18 protein-coding genes are annotated in these 20,977 nt (G+C 70.9%); 7 read left to right on the top strand and 11 right to left on the bottom strand.

From position 1 onward, the window contains the following. Positions 1-60: 60 nt before the first annotated feature. The 3 genes from BLQ34_RS16170 to BLQ34_RS16160 all read left to right on the top strand — a co-directional run bounded on the left by BLQ34_RS16170 (position 61) and on the right by BLQ34_RS16160 (position 4,509). Positions 61-543: a Fur family transcriptional regulator gene (locus BLQ34_RS16170; RefSeq protein WP_407946372.1), complete on the top strand. Its 483-nt coding sequence runs from the start codon at positions 61-63 to the stop codon at positions 541-543. Continuing rightward, the gene (gene katG / locus BLQ34_RS16165; RefSeq protein WP_091787802.1) at positions 540-2,822 is read left to right on the top strand and encodes a catalase/peroxidase HPI; all 2,283 of its coding nucleotides are present in this window, start codon (positions 540-542) and stop codon (positions 2,820-2,822) included. The genes BLQ34_RS16170 and katG overlap by 4 nt, the downstream gene beginning before the upstream one ends. A 178-nt stretch (positions 2,823-3,000) precedes the next feature. After that, positions 3,001-4,509: an amino acid permease gene (locus BLQ34_RS16160; RefSeq protein ID WP_091787799.1), complete on the top strand. Its 1,509-nt coding sequence runs from the start codon at positions 3,001-3,003 to the stop codon at positions 4,507-4,509. On the opposite strand, the gene BLQ34_RS16155 is transcribed toward BLQ34_RS16160, so the two are convergent. Further along, positions 4,506-4,892, bottom strand: a complete 387-nt coding sequence (locus BLQ34_RS16155; RefSeq protein ID WP_091787796.1) for a VOC family protein — start codon at positions 4,890-4,892, stop codon at positions 4,506-4,508. The two genes, BLQ34_RS16160 and BLQ34_RS16155, sit on opposite strands and share 4 nt — an antisense overlap. Positions 4,893-4,961: 69 nt before the next feature. Between BLQ34_RS16155 and BLQ34_RS16150 the strand changes: the two genes are divergently transcribed. Together BLQ34_RS16150 and BLQ34_RS16145 are read left to right on the top strand one after the other, a co-directional pair. Further along, positions 4,962-5,807, top strand: a complete 846-nt coding sequence (locus tag BLQ34_RS16150; protein WP_157693108.1) for a helix-turn-helix domain-containing protein — start codon at positions 4,962-4,964, stop codon at positions 5,805-5,807. 69 nt (positions 5,808-5,876) lie between these two features. Then, positions 5,877-6,269 (top strand): VOC family protein, encoded by a 393-nt coding sequence (locus BLQ34_RS16145; protein WP_091787790.1) that lies wholly within the window; start codon positions 5,877-5,879, stop codon positions 6,267-6,269. A 77-nt stretch (positions 6,270-6,346) separates the two neighbouring features. Here BLQ34_RS16145 and pntB read toward each other — a convergent pair whose 3' ends face one another. The 6 genes from pntB to BLQ34_RS16120 form a co-directional block, all read right to left on the bottom strand. Then, positions 6,347-7,753, bottom strand: coding sequence for a Re/Si-specific NAD(P)(+) transhydrogenase subunit beta (gene pntB / locus BLQ34_RS16140; protein WP_091787787.1), 1,407 nt, complete (start codon positions 7,751-7,753; stop codon positions 6,347-6,349). 6 nt (positions 7,754-7,759) lie between these two features. Beyond that, positions 7,760-9,292, bottom strand: coding sequence for a Re/Si-specific NAD(P)(+) transhydrogenase subunit alpha (locus BLQ34_RS16135; protein ID WP_091787785.1), 1,533 nt, complete (start codon positions 9,290-9,292; stop codon positions 7,760-7,762). A 149-nt stretch (positions 9,293-9,441) separates the two neighbouring features. Next, positions 9,442-9,594: a hypothetical protein gene (locus tag BLQ34_RS18915; protein ID WP_157693107.1), complete on the bottom strand. Its 153-nt coding sequence runs from the start codon at positions 9,592-9,594 to the stop codon at positions 9,442-9,444. A gap of 102 nt (positions 9,595-9,696) precedes the next feature. Then, positions 9,697-10,674 carry a pirin family protein gene (locus BLQ34_RS16130; RefSeq protein ID WP_091787784.1) on the bottom strand — a complete coding sequence of 326 codons (978 nt, stop codon included), beginning with the start codon at positions 10,672-10,674 and terminating at the stop codon, positions 9,697-9,699. An 84-nt stretch (positions 10,675-10,758) separates the two neighbouring features. Next, positions 10,759-11,340: a hypothetical protein gene (locus tag BLQ34_RS16125; protein ID WP_091787781.1), complete on the bottom strand. Its 582-nt coding sequence runs from the start codon at positions 11,338-11,340 to the stop codon at positions 10,759-10,761. A 114-nt stretch (positions 11,341-11,454) separates the two neighbouring features. After that, on the bottom strand, positions 11,455-11,994 hold the full coding sequence (locus BLQ34_RS16120; RefSeq protein WP_091787778.1) for a MarR family winged helix-turn-helix transcriptional regulator: 540 nt from the start codon (positions 11,992-11,994) through the stop codon (positions 11,455-11,457). A gap of 23 nt (positions 11,995-12,017) precedes the next feature. On the opposite strand from BLQ34_RS16120, the gene BLQ34_RS16115 reads away from it, so the two are divergent. Continuing rightward, a complete protein-coding gene (locus tag BLQ34_RS16115; RefSeq protein ID WP_091787775.1) occupies positions 12,018-14,240 on the top strand; it encodes an MMPL family transporter in 2,223 nt (740 codons plus the stop codon). 50 nt (positions 14,241-14,290) lie between these two features. Here the strand turns inward: BLQ34_RS16115 and BLQ34_RS16110 are convergent, their stop codons facing one another. Then, positions 14,291-15,910, bottom strand: a complete 1,620-nt coding sequence (locus BLQ34_RS16110; RefSeq protein WP_091787772.1) for an AMP-binding protein — start codon at positions 15,908-15,910, stop codon at positions 14,291-14,293. 109 nt (positions 15,911-16,019) lie between these two features. Between BLQ34_RS16110 and BLQ34_RS16105 the strand changes: the two genes are divergently transcribed. Then, entirely contained in the window at positions 16,020-17,657 is a 1,638-nt protein-coding gene (locus BLQ34_RS16105; RefSeq protein WP_091787769.1) for an ABC-F family ATP-binding cassette domain-containing protein, read from the top strand. Between the two features lie 57 nt (positions 17,658-17,714). On the opposite strand, the gene BLQ34_RS16100 is transcribed toward BLQ34_RS16105, so the two are convergent. From BLQ34_RS16100 to BLQ34_RS16090, 3 genes are all read right to left on the bottom strand, one after another. Beyond that, positions 17,715-18,539 (bottom strand): SDR family oxidoreductase, encoded by an 825-nt coding sequence (locus BLQ34_RS16100; RefSeq protein ID WP_091787766.1) that lies wholly within the window; start codon positions 18,537-18,539, stop codon positions 17,715-17,717. A gap of 179 nt (positions 18,540-18,718) precedes the next feature. Beyond that, a complete protein-coding gene (locus BLQ34_RS16095) occupies positions 18,719-20,350 on the bottom strand; it encodes an MFS transporter (RefSeq protein WP_197674724.1) in 1,632 nt (543 codons plus the stop codon). Next, positions 20,350-20,925, bottom strand: coding sequence for a MarR family winged helix-turn-helix transcriptional regulator (locus BLQ34_RS16090; RefSeq protein ID WP_091787763.1), 576 nt, complete (start codon positions 20,923-20,925; stop codon positions 20,350-20,352). Before BLQ34_RS16090 ends, BLQ34_RS16095 begins: the two co-directional genes overlap by 1 nt. Positions 20,926-20,977: the final 52 nt, after the last annotated feature.

Here is a 20,977-nt window from a genome sequence, read left to right as displayed (position 1 = left end):
GGTGGCCAGAAGTGGGGGGCCTGGTCCGGGTCGTGAGCTTTTCTTGACTCGTTCAAGATCATGCGGGAGGCTCGGACCGTGCCCACGACGGTCGAGATCGAGCAGCTGCTGCGCAGCGCCGAGCTCCGCGTGACCCGACCCCGGGTCGCGGTCCTGACCGCCGTGCACGACCACCCGCACGCCGACACCGACACGATCATCGGCGCGGTCCGCGCCGGTCTCGGCGACGTCTCGCACCAGGCCGTCTACGACGTCCTGCGCGCCCTCACCGAGGCCCGCCTCCTGCGCCGCATCCAGCCGTCCGGCTCCGTGGCCCGCTACGAGTCCCGTGTCGGCGACAACCACCACCACGTCGTCTGCCGCTCGTGCGGCGCCATCGCCGACGTCGACTGCGCCGTCGGCCACGCCCCCTGTCTCACCGCCTCGGACGACCACGGCTTCGTGGTCGACGAGGCGGAGGTCGTCTACTGGGGCACCTGCCCCTCCTGCGCGACCACCACCACCGAGGAACGACCCGCAACGCCCGGAAGGACGCACCCATGACCGACAGCCACGACCCCAGCACACCCGAGAGCCCGCAGGGGGTGGACCGCAAGGCCGAGGGCGGCTGCCCGGTCATGCACGACTCGGCGACGGCGCAGGGCAGCGAGAGCGAGAACCCGGCCCTCGACTCGCCCCAGCCCAAGACCGGCGGCCGCCCGCGAAAGCTCCAGGACTGGTGGCCCAACGCCCTCGACCTGTCGGTGCTGCACGCCCACAGCCCGCGCGGCAACCCGCTCGGCAGCGACTTCGACTACCGCCGCGAGTTCGAGCAGCTCGACCTCGAGGCGCTCAAGCGTGACGTCGTCGAGGTGCTGCGCACCTCCCAGGACTGGTGGCCGGCCGACTTCGGCCACTACGGCGGTCTCATGATCCGCCTCAGCTGGCACGCGGCCGGCACCTACCGCATCTACGACGGCCGCGGTGGGGCCGGTGACGGTGGCCAGCGGTTCGCGCCGCTCAACAGCTGGCCCGACAACGGCAACCTCGACAAGGCCCGGCGCCTGCTCTGGCCGGTGAAGCAGAAGTACGGCCAGCGCATCTCGTGGGCCGACCTGCTCGTGCTCGCGGGCAACGTCGCGCTCGAGGACATGGGCTTCGAGACCTTCGGGTTCGGCTTCGGCCGTGAGGACGTGTGGGAGCCCGAGGAGATCTTCTGGGGGCCGGAGGACACCTGGCTGGGCGACGAGCGCTACACCGGCGAGCGCCAGCTCGAGGACTCGCTCGGCGCGGTCCAGATGGGCCTGATCTACGTCAACCCGGAGGGCCCCAACGGCAACCCCGACCCGGTCGCCTCGGCCCGCGACATCCGCGAGACGTTCCGGCGGATGGCGATGAACGACGAGGAGACCGTGGCCCTCATCGCCGGCGGTCACACGTTCGGCAAGACGCACGGCGCCGGCGACCCGAGCCTCGTCGGTCCCGAGCCCGAGGGCGCGTCGATCGAGGAGCAGGGCCTCGGCTGGCGCAGCACCTACGGCAGCGGCAAGGGCGCGGACGCCATCACCTCCGGGCTCGAGGTCACCTGGACCCGCACCCCCGTGCAGTGGAGCAACGACTACTTCGAGTTCCTGTTCGGCCACGAGTGGGAGCTGGAGAAGAGCCCGGCGGGCGCCTGGCAGTGGGTCGCCAAGGACGCCGAGGAGGTCATCCCCGGCCCGGCCGCGGACTCTCCCAAGCGCCGGCCCACCATGCTGACCAGCGACCTGGCGCTGCGGTTCGACCCGGCCTACGAGAAGATCTCGCGCCGCTTCCTCGAGCACCCCGACGAGTTCGCCACGGCCTTCGCCAAGGCCTGGTACAAGCTCCTCCACCGCGACATGGGCCCCGTCTCGCGTTACCTCGGCCCCTGGGTGCCGGAGCCGCAGCTGTGGCAGGACCCGGTGCCCGCCGTCGACCACGAGCTCGTCGACGCGGACGACATCGAGGCACTGAAGACGGCGCTGCTCGACTCCGGGCTCACCGTGACGCAGCTGGCGAGCACCGCCTGGGCGTCGGCGGCCACGTTCCGCAGCACCGACAAGCGCGGTGGCGCCAACGGTGCCCGCATCCGGCTCGAGCCGCAGCGCGGCTGGGAGGTCAACCAGCCCGAGCAGCTGGCCCGGGCGCTCGAAGCGCTGGAGCGCGTGCAGGCCGACTTCAACGGGCGCCAGGACGGCGGCAAGCGGGTGTCGCTGGCCGACCTCATCGTCCTCGGCGGCGTGGCCGCCGTCGAGCAGGCGGCGCGGGTCGCCGGTGTCGAGGTGTCGGTCCCCTTCCACCCAGGGCGCACCGACGCGTCCCAGGAGCAGACCGACGTCGAGTCGTTCGCGGTCCTCGAGCCGCGCGCCGACGGTTTCCGCAACTACGTCCGGCCCGGGGCGAAGCTGCAGCCGGAGACGCTGCTGCTGGACCGCGCCTACATGCTGGGCCTGTCCGCGCCCGAGATGACGGTGCTCGTCGCTGGCCTGCGCTCGCTCGGGATCACGTCCGCCGACGCGGCGCACGGTGTCCTCACCGACCGCGCCGGGGCGCTGAGCAACGACGTGCTCGTCAACCTGCTGGCAGCAGGCACGGAGTGGAAGGCGTCGGCCTCCGACGCCGACGTCTTCGAGATCCGTGACCTGGCCTCGGGTGACGTCCGCTGGACGGCGACCGCCGTGGACCTCGTCTTCGGCTCGAACTCGCAGCTGCGCGCGATCGCCGAGGTCTACGCCAGCAGCGACGCGCAGGAGCGCTTCGTGCGCGACTTCGTCGCCGCGTGGACCAAGGTCATGGAGCTGGACCGCTTCGACCTCGCCTGAGCCACACCGCGTTCCAGCACACCGACGTCCGGGTCGGCCCCAGCGGGGCCGGCCCGGACGTCTTGGTATGTCGTGTGCCCGACGCCGCGCCCCGACGGGCGGGGTCGGCGCGCCGGCGCTAGCGTGGCCGGGATCGAGCCGCGCTGCGGCTGACCCCACCCCCCCAGGAGGCGACGCGATGTCGGTGCTGAGGACCAAGTCGATCGAGCAGTCGATCAAGGAGACCGAGGACCCGGACTACGCACTCAAGAAGAGCCTGTCGTGGCTGGACCTCACGGTCTTCGGCATCGGCGTCATCATCGGCGCGGGCATCTTCACCTTCACCGGCAAGGCCGCCAAGAACTACGCCGGGCCGTCGATCGCGATCTCGTTCGTGGTGGCCGCGATCGTCTGTGGCCTGGCGGCGCTCTGCTACGCGGAGTTCGCCTCGACCGTCCCGGTCTCGGGCAGCGCCTACACGTTCTCCTACGCCTCGCTCGGCGAGATCATCGCGTGGATCATCGGCTGGGACCTCCTGCTCGAGCTCGCGCTCGGCGCCGGGGTCGTCTCCCAGGGGTGGTCCCAGTACGCCAACCTCCTGCTCGGGGACATGGGCCTCCATCTACCCGACGCGCTGGCCCCCCGCACCGACGACAACCCCGCCGGACAGTTCAACCTGTTGGCGTTCCTCCTGATCGCCGTCCTCACGGCCCTCGTCGCCTGGGGAATCAAGGAGTCGATGCGGGTCAACCTCGTCCTCGTGGCGATCAAGCTCTTCATCGTGCTGTTCGTCATCGTCGCGGGCATCGCCTACATCAAGTCGGCCAACTACTCCCCGTTCATCCCACCGGCCAAGGCCGGCGCCGACACCGAGGGCATCAAGCAACCCCTCATCCAGGCGATCTTCGGCTTCACCCCGACGACGTACGGCCTCGGAGGCATCTTCGCGGGCGCGTCGATCGTCTTCTTCGCCTACATCGGTTTCGACGTCGTCGCCACGACGGCGGAGGAGGCGAAGAGGCCGCAGCGCGACCTGCCGATCGGCATCATCGCCTCGCTCGTGATCTGCACGGTCCTCTACGTCGCGGTCGCCCTCGTCATCACCGGCATGGTCAAGTACGACCAGATCGACCCCGATGCGGCGCTGGCAACGGCTTTCAAGGACGTCGGCAAGGCGGGCTACAGCACGATCATCTCGTGCGGTGCTGTCGCCGGTCTGACGACCGTGGTCATGACGCTGATCATCGGGGCCACCCGGGTGCTGTTCGCGATGTGCCGCGACTGGCTGCTCCCCCCGTCGTTCGGGCGCACCAACCCCAGGACCGGCACCCCGGTGCGGATCACCATCGTCGTCGGGCTGGTCGTCGCCTTCATCGGGTCGTACCTCGGAAACCACATCGACCTGGAGGAGATGGTGAACATCGGCACGCTGGCCGCCTTCACCCTCGTCTCGATCGCCGTGCCGATCCTGCGCCGCAAGCGGCCCGACCTCAAGCGCTCGTTCACCGTCCCGCTGTCACCGGTCCTGCCGATCTTCGCCGCCGTCGCCTCGGTCTACCTCATGCTCAACCTGTCGATCGAGACCTGGATCCGGTTCCTGGCCTGGATGGCGCTCGGGTTCGTCATCTACTTCGCCTACTCCATGCACAACAGCCGGCTGACCGGGAAGCCCAAGGAGGGCGAGCTCCCCAGCCTGACCAGCACCTAGCCCCAGTTGGCTGCCTTGGTGAGGCAGAACGGGTGGCCGTCGGGGTCGTGCAGCACCACCCAGTCCTCCGAGGGCTGCGGCTCCGCGCGGGTCGCGCCGAGCTCGGTCAGCGCTGCCTCGGCCTGGGCCAGGTCGTCGACGGCGAGGTCGAAGTGGAACTGCTTGGTGCCGGAGGTGTTCGGCCACCCGGGTGCCTTCCAGCCCTCGACCCGGCCGAAGCCGATCCGCTGGCTGCCGTTGACCACCATGCCGTAGTCGCCGTCGGCGTGGGCGACCTCCCAGCCCAGGGCCGCAGCCCAGAACTTCGCCTCGCTGGACGGGTCGGCGCAGTCGATGGTCGTCATGGCCAGGGTCGCGGGGGCCTTGGTCGGGCTGGCGGTCATGGATGTCCTCCTGGGACTCGTGGTGTCGTTCGGTCGTGGTTGCTCCTTCGACCTTCCTAGACTCGGCTCGTGTCGACTAGCACAAACACGACAGGCCGGACCCCGGCGTTGAAGGGGGTGCTGCGCCCCGAGGAGATGGCCCGCCACGTCACCTTCGACGAGTGCCCGCCGACACCCGGCGCAGCGCCGTGGGTGGAGCGCGTGTGGTCGGTCTCGTGGGACCTCCCGGACGGGGTCGAGCACGTCAACTCGATCGTGCCGCACCCGTCGGCCAGCCTCACCGTGGAGCGCGGGCAGGTCGACCGCGACGCTGCGCACGAACCCGGGGTCTGGGTGACCGGAGTCATGACCCAGCGGTTCGACGCGGTGTGCCGTGGACGCGGTGGCGTGGTCGGGGTGAAGTTCCACCCCGGCGGGTTCACCGCGCTGACCGGTGTCGCCGCCGCCGACCTCACCGACCGCAGCGCCCCCGCCGCAGGTCTCGTGCCGGGCTGGGAGGCACTCGTCGACCTGCCGCTGGACGCGCACGCCTCTGCTGAGGCTCTCTGCCGGCTGGTCGAGACCCTGGCTGGCGCCCGCGAGCCCGACCCCGGCTACCGCCAGGTGACCGAGGTGGTGCGACACCTCCAGGACCCGTCGCTCACGCGGGTCGACGACCTCGCCGCGCGGTGTGGGATCTCGGTCCGCGCGCTGCAACGGCTGTTGCGCCGCTACGTGGGCGTCGGCCCCAAGTGGATGGTCGCCCGACGTCGCCTCCACGACGCGGTCGCCACCCTCGACGACGGGTATGCCGGGTCGCTGGCAGACCTCGCAGCCTCGGCCGGGTGGTACGACCAGAACCAGTTCGCCCGCGACTTCGCCGCACTCGTCGGCACGACGCCGAGCGCCTACCGCGACCGGACACCCAGCGACTGACCACCCCACCCGCCCGTGCGCGCCCCTCGTGCGGGCCCGCGGACCGCGACGACGCGGCATACTCGCGCCATGCGACTCTCGGTGGTGCTCGACGTCAACGACCTGCCCGGGCTGGTGCCGTTCTGGGAGGCGGCGCTCGGCTACGAGTCCACCTTCTCGCTCCCCGAGTTCGAGGTGCTGCGACCTCACGAGGGCGAGCCGCCCGGCCCGGTGTTCATCCTGCAGCGCGTGCCGGAGGGGAGGGCAGCCGGCAAGAACCGCATGCACGTTGACGTGCACCCGCCGTTGGAGCTCGGCGTCCCCGCGCTGGTGGAACGGCTGGAGGCGTTGGGCGGTAGGCGAGTCGGCGCTCCCGTGACCGACCTGCTCGAGGCGATCGACAGCTGGTGGCAGGTGATGGCCGACCCGGAGGGCAACGAGTTCTGCGTCGTCGCCGACCAGGGCCACCCGCCCCCCGCCTGATCACGGCGCCCGCGAGTTTGAGGGATCCGACGCGCCTGCGTCCTCCCGATCCCTCAAACTCGCGCGCGGCCGGGAGGTCAGAGCGCCTTGATGATGTCCTCGACCCGGTCCTTCGCGTCGCCGAAGAGCATCTGGCTGTTCTCCTTGAAGAACAACGGGTTCTGCACTCCCGCATAGCCGGTCGCCATCGAGCGCTTGAAGACGACCACGTTGCGTGCCTTCCAGACCTCGAGCACCGGCATGCCGGCGATCGGGCTGCCGGGGTCCTCGGATGCTGACGGGTTCACCGTGTCGTTGGCTCCGATGACGAGCACCACGTCGGTGTCGGGCAGGTCGCCGTTGATCTCGTCCATCTCGAGGACGATGTCGTAGGGCACCTTCGCCTCGGCCAGCAGCACGTTCATGTGGCCGGGCAGCCGACCCGCGACCGGGTGGATCCCGAACCTGACGTTGACACCCTTCTTGCGCAGCTGCGACGTGAGCTCGGCGACCGGGTACTGCGCCTGCGCGACGGCCATGCCGTAGCCCGGCGTGATCACCACCGTGCTGGCGTCGCGCAGCAGCTCGGCCACGTCGGCGGCGACCGTCTCGCGGTGCTCGCCGTAGTCGGTGTCGTCGCTGACCGAGGCCTCCTGGCCGAAGCCGCCCGCGATCACCGAGAAGAAGGAGCGGTTCATCGCCTTGCACATGATGTAGCTGAGGATCGCACCGGAGGACCCGACGAGCGCACCGGTGACGATGAGCAGGTCGTTGCCGAGCATGAAGCCGGCTGCTGCCGCAGCCCATCCCGAGTAGCTGTTGAGCATCGAGACGACGACCGGCATGTCGCCGCCGCCGATCGAGGCGACCAGGTGCCAGCCGAAGGCGAACGCGACCACGGTCATCAGCAGCAGCGGGATGACCGAGTGCGACTGGACGAACCAGACCAGCAGCGCCGCCGACACGACCAGTGCCGCGAGGTTGAGCCAGTGCCGGGCCGGCAGCATGAGGGGCGAGGACTTGATCCGGGCGCTCAGCTTGAGGAACGCGACGATCGACCCGGTGAAGGTCACGGCGCCGATGAAGACACCGACGAACACCTCGACCAGGTGGATGGTGTCCGAGCCGCCGGCCGCGTCGGCACCGCTGGTCGAGCCGAACGAGTTGAACCCGACGAGCACCGCGGCCAGGCCGACGAACGAGTGCAGCATCGCGACCAGCTCGGGCATCTGGGTCATCTCGACGACCCGGGCGCGCCACAGCCCGATCGACGCGCCGATCGCCATGGCGACGAGGATCAGCAGGAGGGTCAGGCCGCCGTGGTCGGAGCGCGAGACCGCCAGCCAGATGGTCGCGACGAGCGCGATGACCATGCCCGTCACGCCGAACGCGTTGCCCTCCTTGGCCTTCTCGTGCTTCGAGAGCCCGGCGAGGGAGAGCACGAAGAGCACGGCCGAGACGATGTATGCCGCCTGCACGAGCTTGTCGGTGACGTTGCCGCCCATCCCGGTTCAGTCCTTCCGGAACATCTGGAGCATCCGGCCGGTCACGGCGAACCCTCCGAAGATGTTGATGCTCGCGATGACGGTGCCGAGGAACGCCAGCACGGCGATGAGCGGGTCGTCGCTCCCGATCTGGAGCAGCGCGCCGACCAGGATGATGCCGCTGATCGCGTTGGTCTCGGCCATGAGCGGCGTGTGCAGGGCGTGCGCCACGTTGGAGATGACGTAGAAGCCCACGATCACGGCGAGCGCGAACACGGTGAAGTGGCCGAGGAAGACCTCCGGCGAGTTCGCCGCGACCAGCCCGAAGACCACTGCGGCCAGCGCCATCGCGACGTACTTGCGACGCGGGTCGGGCGGGGGTTTCGGCGCCTTGGGCTCGGGCACCGGCGCGGCGGCAGCTGCAGGAGCTGCGCTCACCTGCACCGGCGGCGGGGGCCACAACGTCTCGCCGTCGCGACAGACCGTCATCCCCCGCTGCACCACGTCGTCCAGGTCGAGGACGACCCGCCCGTCCTTGCCGGGCGTCAGCAGCTTGAGCAGGTTGACGAGGTTGGTGCCGTAGAGCTGGCTGGCCTGGGTGGGCAGGCGACCCGGCAGGTCGGTGTAACCGATCAGCTTGACGCCGTTGGGGGTCGTGACGACCTGGTCGGCGACCGTGCCGGCGACGTTGCCCCCGTTGGCTGCGGCGAGGTCGACGACCACCGAGCCGGGTTTCATCGAGGCGACCATCTCCTCGGTGAGCAGGCGCGGTGCGGGCCGGCCCGGGATCAGGGCCGTGGTGATGACGATGTCGACGTCCTTGGCCTGCTCGGCATAGAGCTCGGCGGCCTTGCGGTTGAAGTCGTCGCCCATCTCCTTGGCGTAGCCGGTGGCCGACGGGCCCTCGTCCTCGACCTCGATGCGCAGGAACTCGGCCCCCATCGACTCGACCTGCTCGCCGACCTCGGACCGGGCGTCGAAGGCCCGGACGATCGCGCCGAGGCTGTTGGCGGTCCCGATGGCCGCGAGGCCCGCGACACCCGCACCGACGACGAGCACCTTGGCCGGGGGCACCTTGCCGGCCGCGGTGACCTGTCCGGTGAACAGCGAGCCGAACTCGTGGGCCGCCTCGATCACGGCCCGATAGCCACCGATGTTGGCCATCGACGAGAGCACGTCGAGCGACTGGGCGCGCGAGATGCGGGGCACGGCATCCATCGCGAGCGCGGTGACCCCGGCCGCGGTGAGCCGCTCGACGAGGTCGGGGTTGAGCGCCGGGGAGACCAGCGACGCCAGCAGCGCACCGGGCCGCAGCAGCGCGATCTCTGCGTCGGTCGGCGCGTTCACCTTGAGCACGACGTCGCTCTCCCACGCCCCCGCGCCTTCGCCGACGGAGGCGCCGGCCGCGGCATACGCCTCGTCGGTGAAGGCGGACCGCGCTCCGGCGCCGCGTTCGACGACGACGTCGTAGCCGAGCCCGATCAGCTGGCCCACCGTCCTGGGCGTGGCGGCGACGCGGGTCTCCCCCGCCTTGGACTCTGCTGGAACTCCGATGCGCACCCTGGCTCCCGTCGCTGTGCACGACCGTGCAACCGGCCGACCTCGCCAAACCTAGAGGGTGAGCCGCTGCCGTGGCGGGAACGTGTGAGCACAGTCGCGCCCGCCGTCCAGAGGATGGACGACGGGCGCGACCTGCTGCGGGCTGTCGGTCAGACCAGGCCGACGACGATCAGGGCCATCAGGACGATGAGCGTGACCGCCCCCAGGAGGAGGCCGCCGCCGATGTCGGACTGCGACTCGGCGTAGGGACGGTTCTCGTGCAGGTAGTCGTGGGGGTACTTGCGGACTGCGTGACGGCTCATGTCCGCCTCCTTTCAATACGCTACGTACCGTATCGTAACATCAAACGAGTCCGGGGTGATACCGCGCGCTACTGCGCGCGATATCACCCCGATCGACGCGGGTCAGGCCGTGGCGCCGCCGACGTCACCGTGCGGCACCGGCTGGCCGAGCCGGCCGGCCTGGAAGTCCTCGAACGCCTTGCGCACCTCGGCCTCGGTGTTCATCACGAACGGCCCGGCCCACGCCACCGGTTCGCGGATCGGAAGGCCACCGAGGACGACGACGTCGAGGCCGGCGGCATACCGCTCCTGCTGGGTGCGCGCCGAGGAGAGCTGGACGGCGTCGCCGGGTCCGAACACCGCGAGCTGGCCGGTGCCTACCGGCGTCTGGTCCGGGCCCACGAAGCCGTCGCCGCTCATGACGTAGACGAGCGCGTTGAAGTCGCGGCGCCACGGCAGGCTCAGCTCGCCACCAGGGGCGACCGTCGCGTGCACCATCGCCATCGGGGTGTGCGTCGAGCCGGGACCGGCGACACCGCCCACCTCACCGGCGATGACGCGAAGCAGCGAACCGCCGTCCTTGGAGGTGAGCAGGCCCACCTCGCTGGAGCGCAGGTCCTGGTATGCCGGCGCCTTCAGCTTGTCGACGCGCGGCAGGTTCACCCACAGCTGGAACCCGTGGAACAGGCCGCCGCTCACGACCAGGTGCTCCGGCGGTGCCTCGATGTGCAGGATTCCCGACCCGGCGGTCATCCACTGGGTGTCGCCGTCGGTGATCGTTCCGCCACCACCGAACGAGTCCTGGTGGTCGAAGATCCCGTCGATGATGTAGGTGACCGTCTCGAACCCCCGGTGCGGGTGCCACGGGGTCCCCTTGGGCTCACCCGGCGCGTACTCGACCGCGCCCATCTCGTCCATGTGGATGAACGGGTCGAGGTCGCGCAGGTCGACTCCGGCGAACGCCCGCTTGACCGGGAAGCCCTCGCCCTCGAACCCACTCGGCGCACTGGTGATCGAGCGCACGCGGCGCTGGACCGCAGCCGGCGCCAGGGCAGGCACCCGCGGCAGGACGGTCAGGTCGGCGACGGAGACGGCAGGCATGGGTTCCTCCAAGGTAGTTCGAATTTCAACTATCCTCGGAACGTCGGCCCGCGTCAACCCATTCCCGCGCGTCCGCCACGCAGGTCAGTCCCGGCGGTACTCGCCCCGCCGGGTGGGGTCGCCCGCCTCGGCCGGTCGGGTGCCGTCGTCGGCCCGGGCGTCGGCCTCGATGCGATCGTCGAGCCGGTCGCCCGCGACCCTGGAGTCGGCGTCGTCCGCGACCCTGGTGTCGGTGTCGTCCGCGACCCTGGTGTCGGTGTCGTCCGCGACCCTGGTGTCGGCCTCGTCCTCGGTGCGGACGTCGGGGTCGCGCTCGTCGGCCCGGCGCAGGTGCTCGTCACGGGTCGCGCGGAGGTCGTCCAGACCCTCACCGCGCCGCTCGGCCTCGGCCTCGAGCCGCTTCGCCTCGGCGGCTCGCTGGTCAGCCTCGGCGGCTCGCTGGTCCGCCTCGGCGCGGGCCTGCCTGGCCCGGGCGTCAGCCTCCTCGGCGTGCGCCTCCTGCTCCCGCAGGGCGCGGTCGTGCTCCTGCGCCTCGTCCCGCAGCTCGGCGGCCTCCCCTCGCCTCGCCTCCACACGGCGTCCCTTGACGGTGGACGAGAGCGCTACCGCCGCCACGATGAGGAGCAGGACGGCGATGATGATCCAGATGACGGTCGAGGTGGTCATGAGCCCTCCAGGGTCCTTGACGCGGAGCGGCCCGGTGCCGCCCATCAAGGCCGAGCTACCCGCTTCCTCCGGGCGGCAAACCCGCCACCCCTTCGAGGGGCTCGACGACCGGGATCAGGTCGTCGACTCCCGCGAGCCGGGGGCACCCGCGGGTTCGTCCGGTCGGGTCGCGCGCGCCGTGGCGGCCAAGACGTCGTCGAGGAACCGCAGCACCAGCTCCTGCTGGTCCTGGCTGTACTTGCCGATGGCCGCGCGCATCTCGACGCCGAGCGGGCCGAAGACCTGTCGCCCGACCGTCATGGCATCAGGGGTCATCTCGATCGAGACCCGGCGCCGGTCGCTGCTCGCGTGCGTGCGTTGTACGTGCCCGACGCTCTCGAGCCGCCCGAGCAGGGCCGACGTCGCCGGCGCGCTGAGGTTGAGCGCAGCAGCCAGCTCGGTCGGGGTCAGGTGGTCCCCGGTCCGGCCGGCATCCATCACGTGGGCGAGCGCGACCAGGTCGGTGCGGTGCATCCCCACGGCACCGCCGTGCACGTCGATGTAGCGATCCATGGCCGTCGTGAAGGCCCGCAGTGCGTCGATGATCGCGCCGGGCACCGGTTCGGCCGCTGGTTCGGTGGCAGAGGCGGAGCCGTGCCGCTGGCGAGGGGACATGGGGCCAGTGTAGTGTTTCCATCATGGAAATGTTCCACAATGGAGACGACTCGCTCGACGCGACCGCCCACAGCGCCCGACGCGACCCGCACGGCTTCTTTTCACCCGCCGGGCGCGCACTCGGCCACCTCGTCGGCCCACGGGTCAAGTGGCTCGTGGTCGTCGTGGCGGTGCTGGTCTCGGCTGCCGCCTTCGCCTTCGCCGGAGCGGGCCAGGTCGCCCCCGGCCAGAACTCGCTGCCCGACTCGGCCGAGTCGGCCGAGGTGGCTGCCCTCCAGGCCACCCTCCCCGCCAGCGGCGTGGCGCCGGCCATCCTGGTCGTGTCACGCGCGGACGGTCCGCTGACCGAGGCCGACCAACGGGCGGTGGTCGAGGCGACCGAGCGTGCGTCGAAGGCCGTGTCCGCGGCCGGTGCGGCCCCCCGCAGCCCTGGCGCCCAGGCCGCGCCGGGCGGGCAGGGCGGGCCGGGCGACCAGGGCGACCAGGCCGGGCCGGGCGGGCCGGGCGGCGCGAAGCCGCAGGTCTCCGAGGACGGCGGGACCGCCCTCGCCCTCGTGCCCCTCTCGTCCGACGTCTCCGACGAGGTGAACGGCAAGGCCGTCGACGCCCTGCGCGCGGCGGTGCGGGACGGCCTGCCCGAGGGGCTGACCGCCAGCGTGACCGGCGGTCCGGCCTTCACCGCCGACATCGGCAAGGTGTTCGACGGTGCGGACGTCCGGCTGCTGGGTGCGACCGCCGGGGTCGTCGCGCTCCTGCTCCTCGTGACCTACCGCAGTCCCTGGCTCTGGCTCGTGCCGCTCAGCGTGGTGGGCGTCGGCGACCAGGTCGCCAGCAGGGGCATCGACATCCTCAGCCGCTTCTCGGAGGTGAGCGCCGACGGTGCCGTGAAGGGCATCGTCTCCGTCCTCGTCTTCGGTGCCGGCACCAACTACGCCCTGCTCCTCATCGCCCGTTACCGCGAGGAGCTCCGTCGTGTCGACGACCGCCACGACGCGATGCGCCGAGCCCTGGCGTCGGCGGCGCCGGCGATCCTGGCCAGCTCCAGCACGGTGGTGCTCGCCCTGCTGAGCCTCGGCTTCGCGGACGACCGCTTCGTGGTCTCCCTCGGGTATGCCGGTGCGCTGGGGATCGTGGTCGCGCTCGCCTACGCGCTGCTGGTCCTCCCAGCCGCGATGGTGCTGTTCGGCCGGCGGCTGTTCTGGCCGTTCGTGCCACGGATGGGCCAGGAGGACCCCAGCCGCACCGGCCTCTGGCGCCGGGTGGGTGATGCCGTGACCGGCCGACCGGTCACGGTCGGCGTGGCCGCCGTGCTGGTGCTCGGGGCCCTGACTGCAGGTGGCGTGGGCCTGGCCATCGGCCAGACCCCGACCGAGCAGTTCCTCGACAAGCCGGAAGCCGTGGTGGGGCAGGAGCAGCTCGCCAAGGCCTTCCCGGCCGGCAGCGGCGAGCCGGCCGTCGTCATCGCACCCAGCGGTCGCGCCACCGAGGTGCGGCGCACGGTCGAGGCGGTCGACGGGGTCTCCACCGCCCGGCCCGGCGCAGCCGACGCCAGGTGGACCGAGCTCAGCGTGGTCCTCGAGGGGGCCCCGGGCAGCAGCGCAGCCTTCGACCAGGTCGAGTCACTGCGGGCGGCGGTCGACGGAGCCGGGGCCAAGGTCGGGGGCAGCGACGCGGAGCTGCTCGACGCGCGCGCGACGGCCGACCGCGACCGCCTCCTGCTCTTCCCGGTCATCCTCGGGATCGTCCTCGTCGTGCTGCTGCTCCTGCTGCGGTCCGTCGTGGCCGCGGTCGTCCTCGTGGCAACCGTGCTCGCGACCTACGTCGCCAGCATGGGGGCGAGCTGGTTCGCCTTCAGCCACCTGCTCGGCTACCCACCGCTCGACGTCTCCACGCCGCTGCTGGCCTTCCTGTTCCTCGTCGCCCTCGGCGTCGACTACAACATCTTCCTCACCACGCGGGCGCGCGAGGAGGCCGCCGAGGGACAACCCGCCCGTGAGGCCATCGTGCGCGCGCTGGCCGTGACCGGCGGCGTCTTCACCAGCGCCGGGATCCTCCTCGCGGCGGTCTTCGCGGTGCTGGGGGTGCTGCCGCTCGTCCAGCTCGCGCAGATCGGGGTGATCGTCGGGTTCGGGGTGCTGCTCGACACGCTCGTGGTGCGCAGCATCGTCGTCCCGGCCCTGGTCACCGTGCTCGGTGAGCGGTTCTGGTGGCCCAGCCACCCCGGCACACCGTCCCGCGCTCGATAGGACTGCGACCCGGGCACCCCTGGTGCCCGGGTCGCGGCCGAGCCCGCGGGTCAGGTGGACAGGCCCAGGTCGGCCACGGTCTTCTCGCGCATCTCGACCTTGCGCACCTTGCCGGTCACCGTCATCGGGAACTCGTCGACGATCGTCACGTATCGCGGGATCTTGTAGTGCGCGAGCTTGCCGGTCGCGAAGGCCCGCAGCGCCTCGGCATCGAGCGGCTGGGCCCCCTCCTTCATCCGGATCCAGGCGCAGAGCTCCTCGCCGTACTTCTCGTCGGGGACGCCGATCACCTGCGCATCGAGGATGTCCGGGTGGGTGTAGAGGAACTCCTCTATCTCGCGGGGATAGATGTTCTCGCCACCGCGGATCACCATGTCCTTGATGCGACCCGTGATCTGCACGTAGCCGTCGTCGTCCATCACCGCGATGTCGCCGGTGTGCATCCACCCGTCGATCAGCACCTCGTCGGTCTTGTCCTGCTGTTCCCAGTAGCCGAGCATCACCGAGTAGCCCTTGGTGCAGAACTCCCCCGCCTCGCCACGCGGCAGCGTCTCGTGGGTCTGCGGGTCGACCACCTTGATCTCCAGGTGCGGCCCGACCCGCCCGACCGTGCCGACCTTCTGCTCGAAGGTGTCGTCGGTGCGGTTCTGGGTCGAGACGGGCGACGTCTCGGTCATGCCGTAACAGATCGTCATCTCGGTGATGCCTGCCTCGATGAGCTTGGTCATCATCGTTGCAGGACAGGGGGATCCGGCCATGATCCCCGTGCGCACCGAGGAGAGGTCGTAGGTCGCGAAGTCGGGCAGTGCCCACTCGGCGATGAACATCGTGGGCACGCCGTAGAGCGAGGTGCACTTCTCCTCGGCCGTCGCCTTGAGGGTGGCCGCCGGGTCGAAGCCGGGGGCGGGGATCACCATGGCCGCCCCGTGGGTGGTGCAGGCGAGGTTGCCCATCACCATCCCGAAGCAGTGGTAGAACGGCACCGGGATACAGACCCGGTCGGCCTCGGTGTAGCGGCAGAGCTCCCCGACGAAGTAACCGTTGTTGAGGATGTTCCGGTGGCTGAGCGTCGCGCCCTTGGGGAAGCCGGTGGTGCCCGAGGTGTACTGGATGTTGATGGCGTCGTGCGGGTCGAGCCCGGCCTGCACCTGGGCGACCTGCTCATCCGTCGCGTCGTCGGCGCGTGCCAGCAACGCGTCCCAGGACTCCTGACCGAAGACGTAGGACGCCCGCACGTCGGGGCAGCTCCCCCGCACCTCGTCGAGCATCGCCACGTAGTCGCTGGTCTTGAACGACTCGGCGAGGAAAACCGCCGAGATGCCCGCCTGCTTCAGCACGAACTCGAGCTCGTGGGTGCGGTAGCTCGGGTTGATGTTGACCAGGATCGCGCCGATCTTCGCGGTCGCGTACTGCACCACCGTCCACTGCGCGCAGTTCGGTGCCCAGATGCCCACCCGCTCGCCCTTGGTGACCCCGGTCGCGAGCAGCGCGCGGGCGAGCCGCGCCACCTCGGCGCCGAACTCGGCATACGTCCAGCGGATGCCCTGGGCGACGTCGACGAGGGCTTCGCGGTCGCCGAACGCGGCCACGGTCGCGTCGAGGTTGTCGGGGATGGTCTGCTCGAGCAGCGGGACGTCGGTCTCACCCGCGGTGTGCGACAGCGTGGTCATGCCTCTCATCCCACCGCGCACTCCGTCATCCCACAACCCCGTGAGCGCCCGGGACGACGGGCGGAAACCCTGTGTCGGTGGACGGTCGGTGCCGGGTAGCGTCGCCTCGATGAGCGCGACCCTCAAGGCCACCGACCTCGGCGCCGGCCACGGCGCCCGGGCCCTGTTCTCCGGGCTCGACCTCGTGGTCGGCTCGGGCGACGTCGTCGGCCTCGTCGGGGCCAACGGCGCCGGCAAGTCGACCCTGCTGCGGCTGCTGGCCGGCGAGCTGGAGCCCGAGGCGGGCAGCGTCACCCTGAGCCCGCCCACAGCATCGGTGGGTCACCTGCCGCAGGAGCCCGAGCGCCGGGCCGGCGAGACGGTGGCGGGGTTCGTGGCGCGTCGCACGGGGGTCAGCGCCGCCGCCGCCGAGATGGAGGAGGCCGCGCACGCCCTGGGCGAGGGCGGGCCCGGAGCCGACGACCGGTATGCCGTGGCGCTCGAGGCGTGGCTCGCGCTGGGGGGCGCGGACCTCGAGGAGCGGACCGCCGTCACCCTCGCCGGCCTGAACCTGGGGGTGGACGTCGAGACGCCGATGACCGCGCTCTCGGGTGGGCAGGCCGCTCGCGCAGGTCTGGCCGCGCTGCTGCTTTCGCGGTTCGACGTGCTGCTGCTCGACGAGCCGACCAACGACCTCGACCTCGACGGGCTGGAACGCCTGGAGCAGTTCGTCGGGGGTCTGCGGAGCCCGGCGGTGATCATCAGCCACGACCGGGAGTTCCTGGCCCGCACCGTGACGCGCGTGGTCGAGCTCGACCTGGCCCAGCAGCAGGTGGCGGTCTACGAGGGTGGCTACGACAGCTACCTGACCGAGCGCGAGGTGGCCCGGCGGCACGCGCGCGAGGCGTACGAGGACTACGCGGACACCAGGAGCCGGCTCGAGCAACGCGCTGTCACACAACGGAACTGGATGACGGTGGGCGTCCGCAACGCGCGGCGCAAGAAGACCGACAACGACAAGTTCATCCCGGCATTCCGGGCCGAGTCGGCCGAGAAGCAGGCGGCGAAGGCGCGCCAGACGGAGCGCATGATCGAGCGTCTCGAGGAGGTCGAGGAGCCCCGCAAGGAGTGGGAGCTGCGGATGAAGATCGCTGCGGCCCCGCGGTCGGGGACCGTCGTCGCGTCGGCGTCGCATGCCGTGGTGCGACGTGGTGACTTCACCCTCGGACCCGTCGACCTCCAGGTCGACTGGGCTGACCGCGTCGTCGTGACCGGCGCCAACGGCTCGGGCAAGACCACCCTCCTCGGACTGCTGCTCGGCACGCTCCCCGCCGACGAGGGGACGGCCGGGCTGGGCTCCTCGGTGCGGGTCGGCGAGGTCGACCAGGCCCGCGGGCTGTTCGTCGGTACGCAGTCCCTGGCGCGAGCCTTCGGCGAGGCGCTGCCCGACTGGCCGGACGCCGACGTCCGCACCCTGCTCGCCAAGTTCGGTCTCGGCGCCGAGCACGTGCACCGGGCCGCGGAGTCGCTCTCCCCGGGTGAGCGCACCCGGGCCGCGCTCGCCCTGCTCCAGGCCCGCGAGGTCAACCTGCTCGTGCTCGACGAGCCGACCAACCACCTCGACCTGCCCGCGATCGAGCAGCTGGAGCAGGCACTGGACTCGTTCGGCGGGACCGTGCTGCTGGTGACCCACGACCGCCGGATGCTGGCCGACGTCAACGCGACCCGGCGCTGGCACGTCGAGGACGGTCGGGTCCAGGAGCTCTAGCCCGAGTTGTGTGCCTGAGCGCGGTCCATGGACCGCGCTCAGGCACACAACCGGGGGTCAGAGGAAGATGTCGGGCGCGAGGCCCTCGTCCTTGCCCGTCATGGAGTAGGCCGCGAAGTCGGCCACCCCGCGGGCCCTCAGGAGGTCCTCGTCGATCAGGGTCTGGCCGTTGAGACCCTGTCCGTCGGTGGTGAGCACCTCGTAGGCGGCGTCGGCGACGATCTCGGGCTTGCGGCTCACCTTCACCATCTGGTCACCGCCCGGCAGGTTGCCGATCGCGTCGGTGGCGACCAGGGTGGCCGGCCAGAGACAGGTCGACGAGACGCCCTTCTGTCCCAGCTCGTGCGCGAATCCCAGTGCTGCCAGCGTCATCCCATACTTCGCCATCGTGTATGCCGGGTGGCCGGCGAACCAGCGCGGGTCCAGGTTGATGGGCGGGGAGAGCGTCAGGACCTTGGGGTCCGGGCTGGCCAGCAGGTGCGGGATGGCCGCGCGGGTCAGCATGAAGGTTCCGCGGACGTTGATGTCCTGCATGAGGTCGTAGCGCTTCGGCTCGAGCTGGGCGGTCGGGCTGAGGTTGAGGACGCTGGCGTTGTTGACCACGACGTCGATCCCACCGAACTGCGCCGCGGTCTTCTCCACGGCAGCCGCGAGGAGCTCGTCGTCGCGGACGTCGCCGACGATCGGGAGCGCGTGACCACCGGCCGCCTCGATCGCCGCGGCCGCCGTGTGGATGGTGCCGGCCAGCCGCGGGTCGGGCTGGTCGGTCTTGGCGATCAGGGCGACGTTGGCGCCGTCGCGGGCTGCGCGGACCGCGATCGCGAGGCCGATCCCGCGGCTCCCGCCGGACATGATGATGGTCGTGCCGGAGAGCGTCGTCATGGCCCGGAGCCTAGTTACCGATCGGTAGGTCCGGAACCTGGAGCACGCGTGGCCCTCGTCACGCGCCGTCGCCGTCGTCTCGCCCACGCAATACGGCAGTTGCGTCCCCTTCCCCCCGGCAATAGTTGGGCGGGAGTGGACGCAACCGCCGTATTGCGAGGTGGGTCAGGAGGCGCGAGTCAGGCGGAGGGGGCGCCGGTCCCGGTGGTGGCCGCGACCTTGACCTCGTCGGCCATCGAGACGGTCGTGCGCAGCGGCACCTCCTTGACGAACAGCACCGCCAGCAGCGCCACCGCGGCGAAGACCGCACTGATCAGGAAGATGTGGCCGGTCGCGTCGCCGTAGGCCGCGCGGACGATGTCGGCGATCGGCGCAGGCATGTCCTTGAGGTCGAGGGTGCCGGTGCCCCCACCGGACTGGGCGGCCGCAGCAGCCTTGGGCCCGAGGGCGGCGAGCCCGGCCGTGATGTTGTCGCGGACCCCGTTGGCCAGGACCGCACCGAGCACGGAGACCCCGATCGCGCCACCGAGGGTGCGGAAGAAGGCGATGGTCGCCGAGGCCGCGCCGATGTTGCTCACGTCGACCGAGTTCTGCACCGCGAGCACCAGGTTCTGCATCATCGCGCCCACACCGAAGCCCATCAGCGCCATCGCGACGCCGATCTGCCACATCGGGGTGAGGTGGTCGATCCGGCCGAGCCCCGCGGTCCCTGCGACGAGGAAGACCGCGCCGCCGATGATGATGCCCTTCCACCGGCCGGTGCGGCTCACGACCTGGCCACCGACGGTGGACGAGAGGAGCAGCGCACCCATCAGCGGGATCGTGAGCAGACCGGCATGGGTCGGGCTGTAGTCCCTCGAGATCTGGAAGTACTGGGTGAGGAAGGTGGTGCCACCGAACATCGCGACACCGACGGCGGCGCTCGCGATGACGACGAGGCCGGTCGTCATGCTCTTGAGCAGCCGGATCGGGATGATCGGCTCGGCAGCACGCAGCTCGACGACGACGGTGAGGACCAGTGCCACCACGGTGCCGCCGAGGTACCAGACGGTCTGCGCCGACCACCAGGGGAAGTCGTTGCCCGCGAAGGTGACCCAGAGCAGCGGCAGTGACGCGGTGACCCCGATCAGGCCCGCGCCGAGGTAGTCGATCTTCGGCTTCCGCTTGGCGGTCGTGATGTGCAGCGTGGCCTGGAGGACGAACAGCGCGATGACGGCCAGCGGGATGCAGACGTAGAACGTCCAGCGCCACCCGAGGCTGCTGTCGACGATGAGCCCACCGAGCAGCGGGCCGCTCACGGTGGCGACGGCCATCACGGCACCCATGTAGCCGGCATACCGACCGCGCTGGCGCGGGGCGATCATCGCGCCCATGATCGACTGGGTGAGGGCGGTGAGCCCGCCCATGCCCAGCCCCTGCACGACACGGCAGGCGATCAGGAAGCCGACCGTCTGCGACAGGCCGGCCGCGATCGATCCGGCGACGAAGACCAGCAGGGACAGCTGGACGAGGAGCTTCTTGCTGAACAGGTCGGACAGCTTGCCCCAGATCGGGGTGCTCACGGTGGTGGCGAGCAGCGACGCGGTGATCACCCAGGTGTACTGGCGCTGGGTGCCGCGCAGGTCGCCGATGATGGTCGGCAGGGCGGTCGAGACGATGGTGCTGCTGAGCATCGCGGTGAACAGGCCCGCGAGCAGGCCGGTCATGGCCTCGAGGATCTGACGGTGCGACATCTCGCCGGTGCCGGCGGCGGTGGACGCCGCGGCGGTGGTGCGTGCGGGTGCGCTGGCGGACACGGAAGTGACTGACATCAGGGCTCTCTGTGGGTGGTCGTCGCGGATGCGGTGGCGGGTGCGGGGTAGGTGGGGTGCGCCTCGGCGAGGCTGGGCGCGAGCGGGGCGTGCCGCGGGGCTGCGGCTCGCTCGCCGGCCCGGCGCAGGGCCTGCTCCAGCGTGCGGAGCAGGCCGGGGAGGCGTTCGACGTCGTCGTCGGTGAGGTCGGTCAGGGCGTCGTCGAGGAGGGCGACGTACTGGTCGGAGATCGTCGCGAGCTGGTCGCTTCCCTCGGCGGTGAGGGTGATGTGGCAGGCCCGCGCGTCGACCTCATCCTTGTGGCGGACGACCAGGCCGTCCTCCTCGAGCCGGCTCAGGGCCCGGCTGACCACGGAGGGCGCGACGCCGGTCGCCAGCGCGAGGTCACCCGGCCGGTCCTCGTCGGGCTGGGTGGCCAGCACCTTGAGGATGGCCAGGGGAGTCCCCGACGCGCCGAGCTGGGCCTGGCGCTGACGAGCGATCGAACGACTGGCCCGGATCAGGCTGGAGAGTGCCGAGAGGACGTCGTCGGTGGCTCGGTGCTGCGTCGCGGGTGCGTCGGTGAGGGCGGTCATGCGGAGTCCTTTGGTTGCAGAACACAACCATAACTCCAGTTAGTTGCTACAC

This window comes from Pedococcus dokdonensis (assembly GCF_900104525.1).
GTDB lineage: Bacteria > Actinomycetota > Actinomycetes > Actinomycetales > Dermatophilaceae > Pedococcus > Pedococcus dokdonensis.
This window is presented reverse-complemented; position numbering and strand designations above follow the sequence as displayed.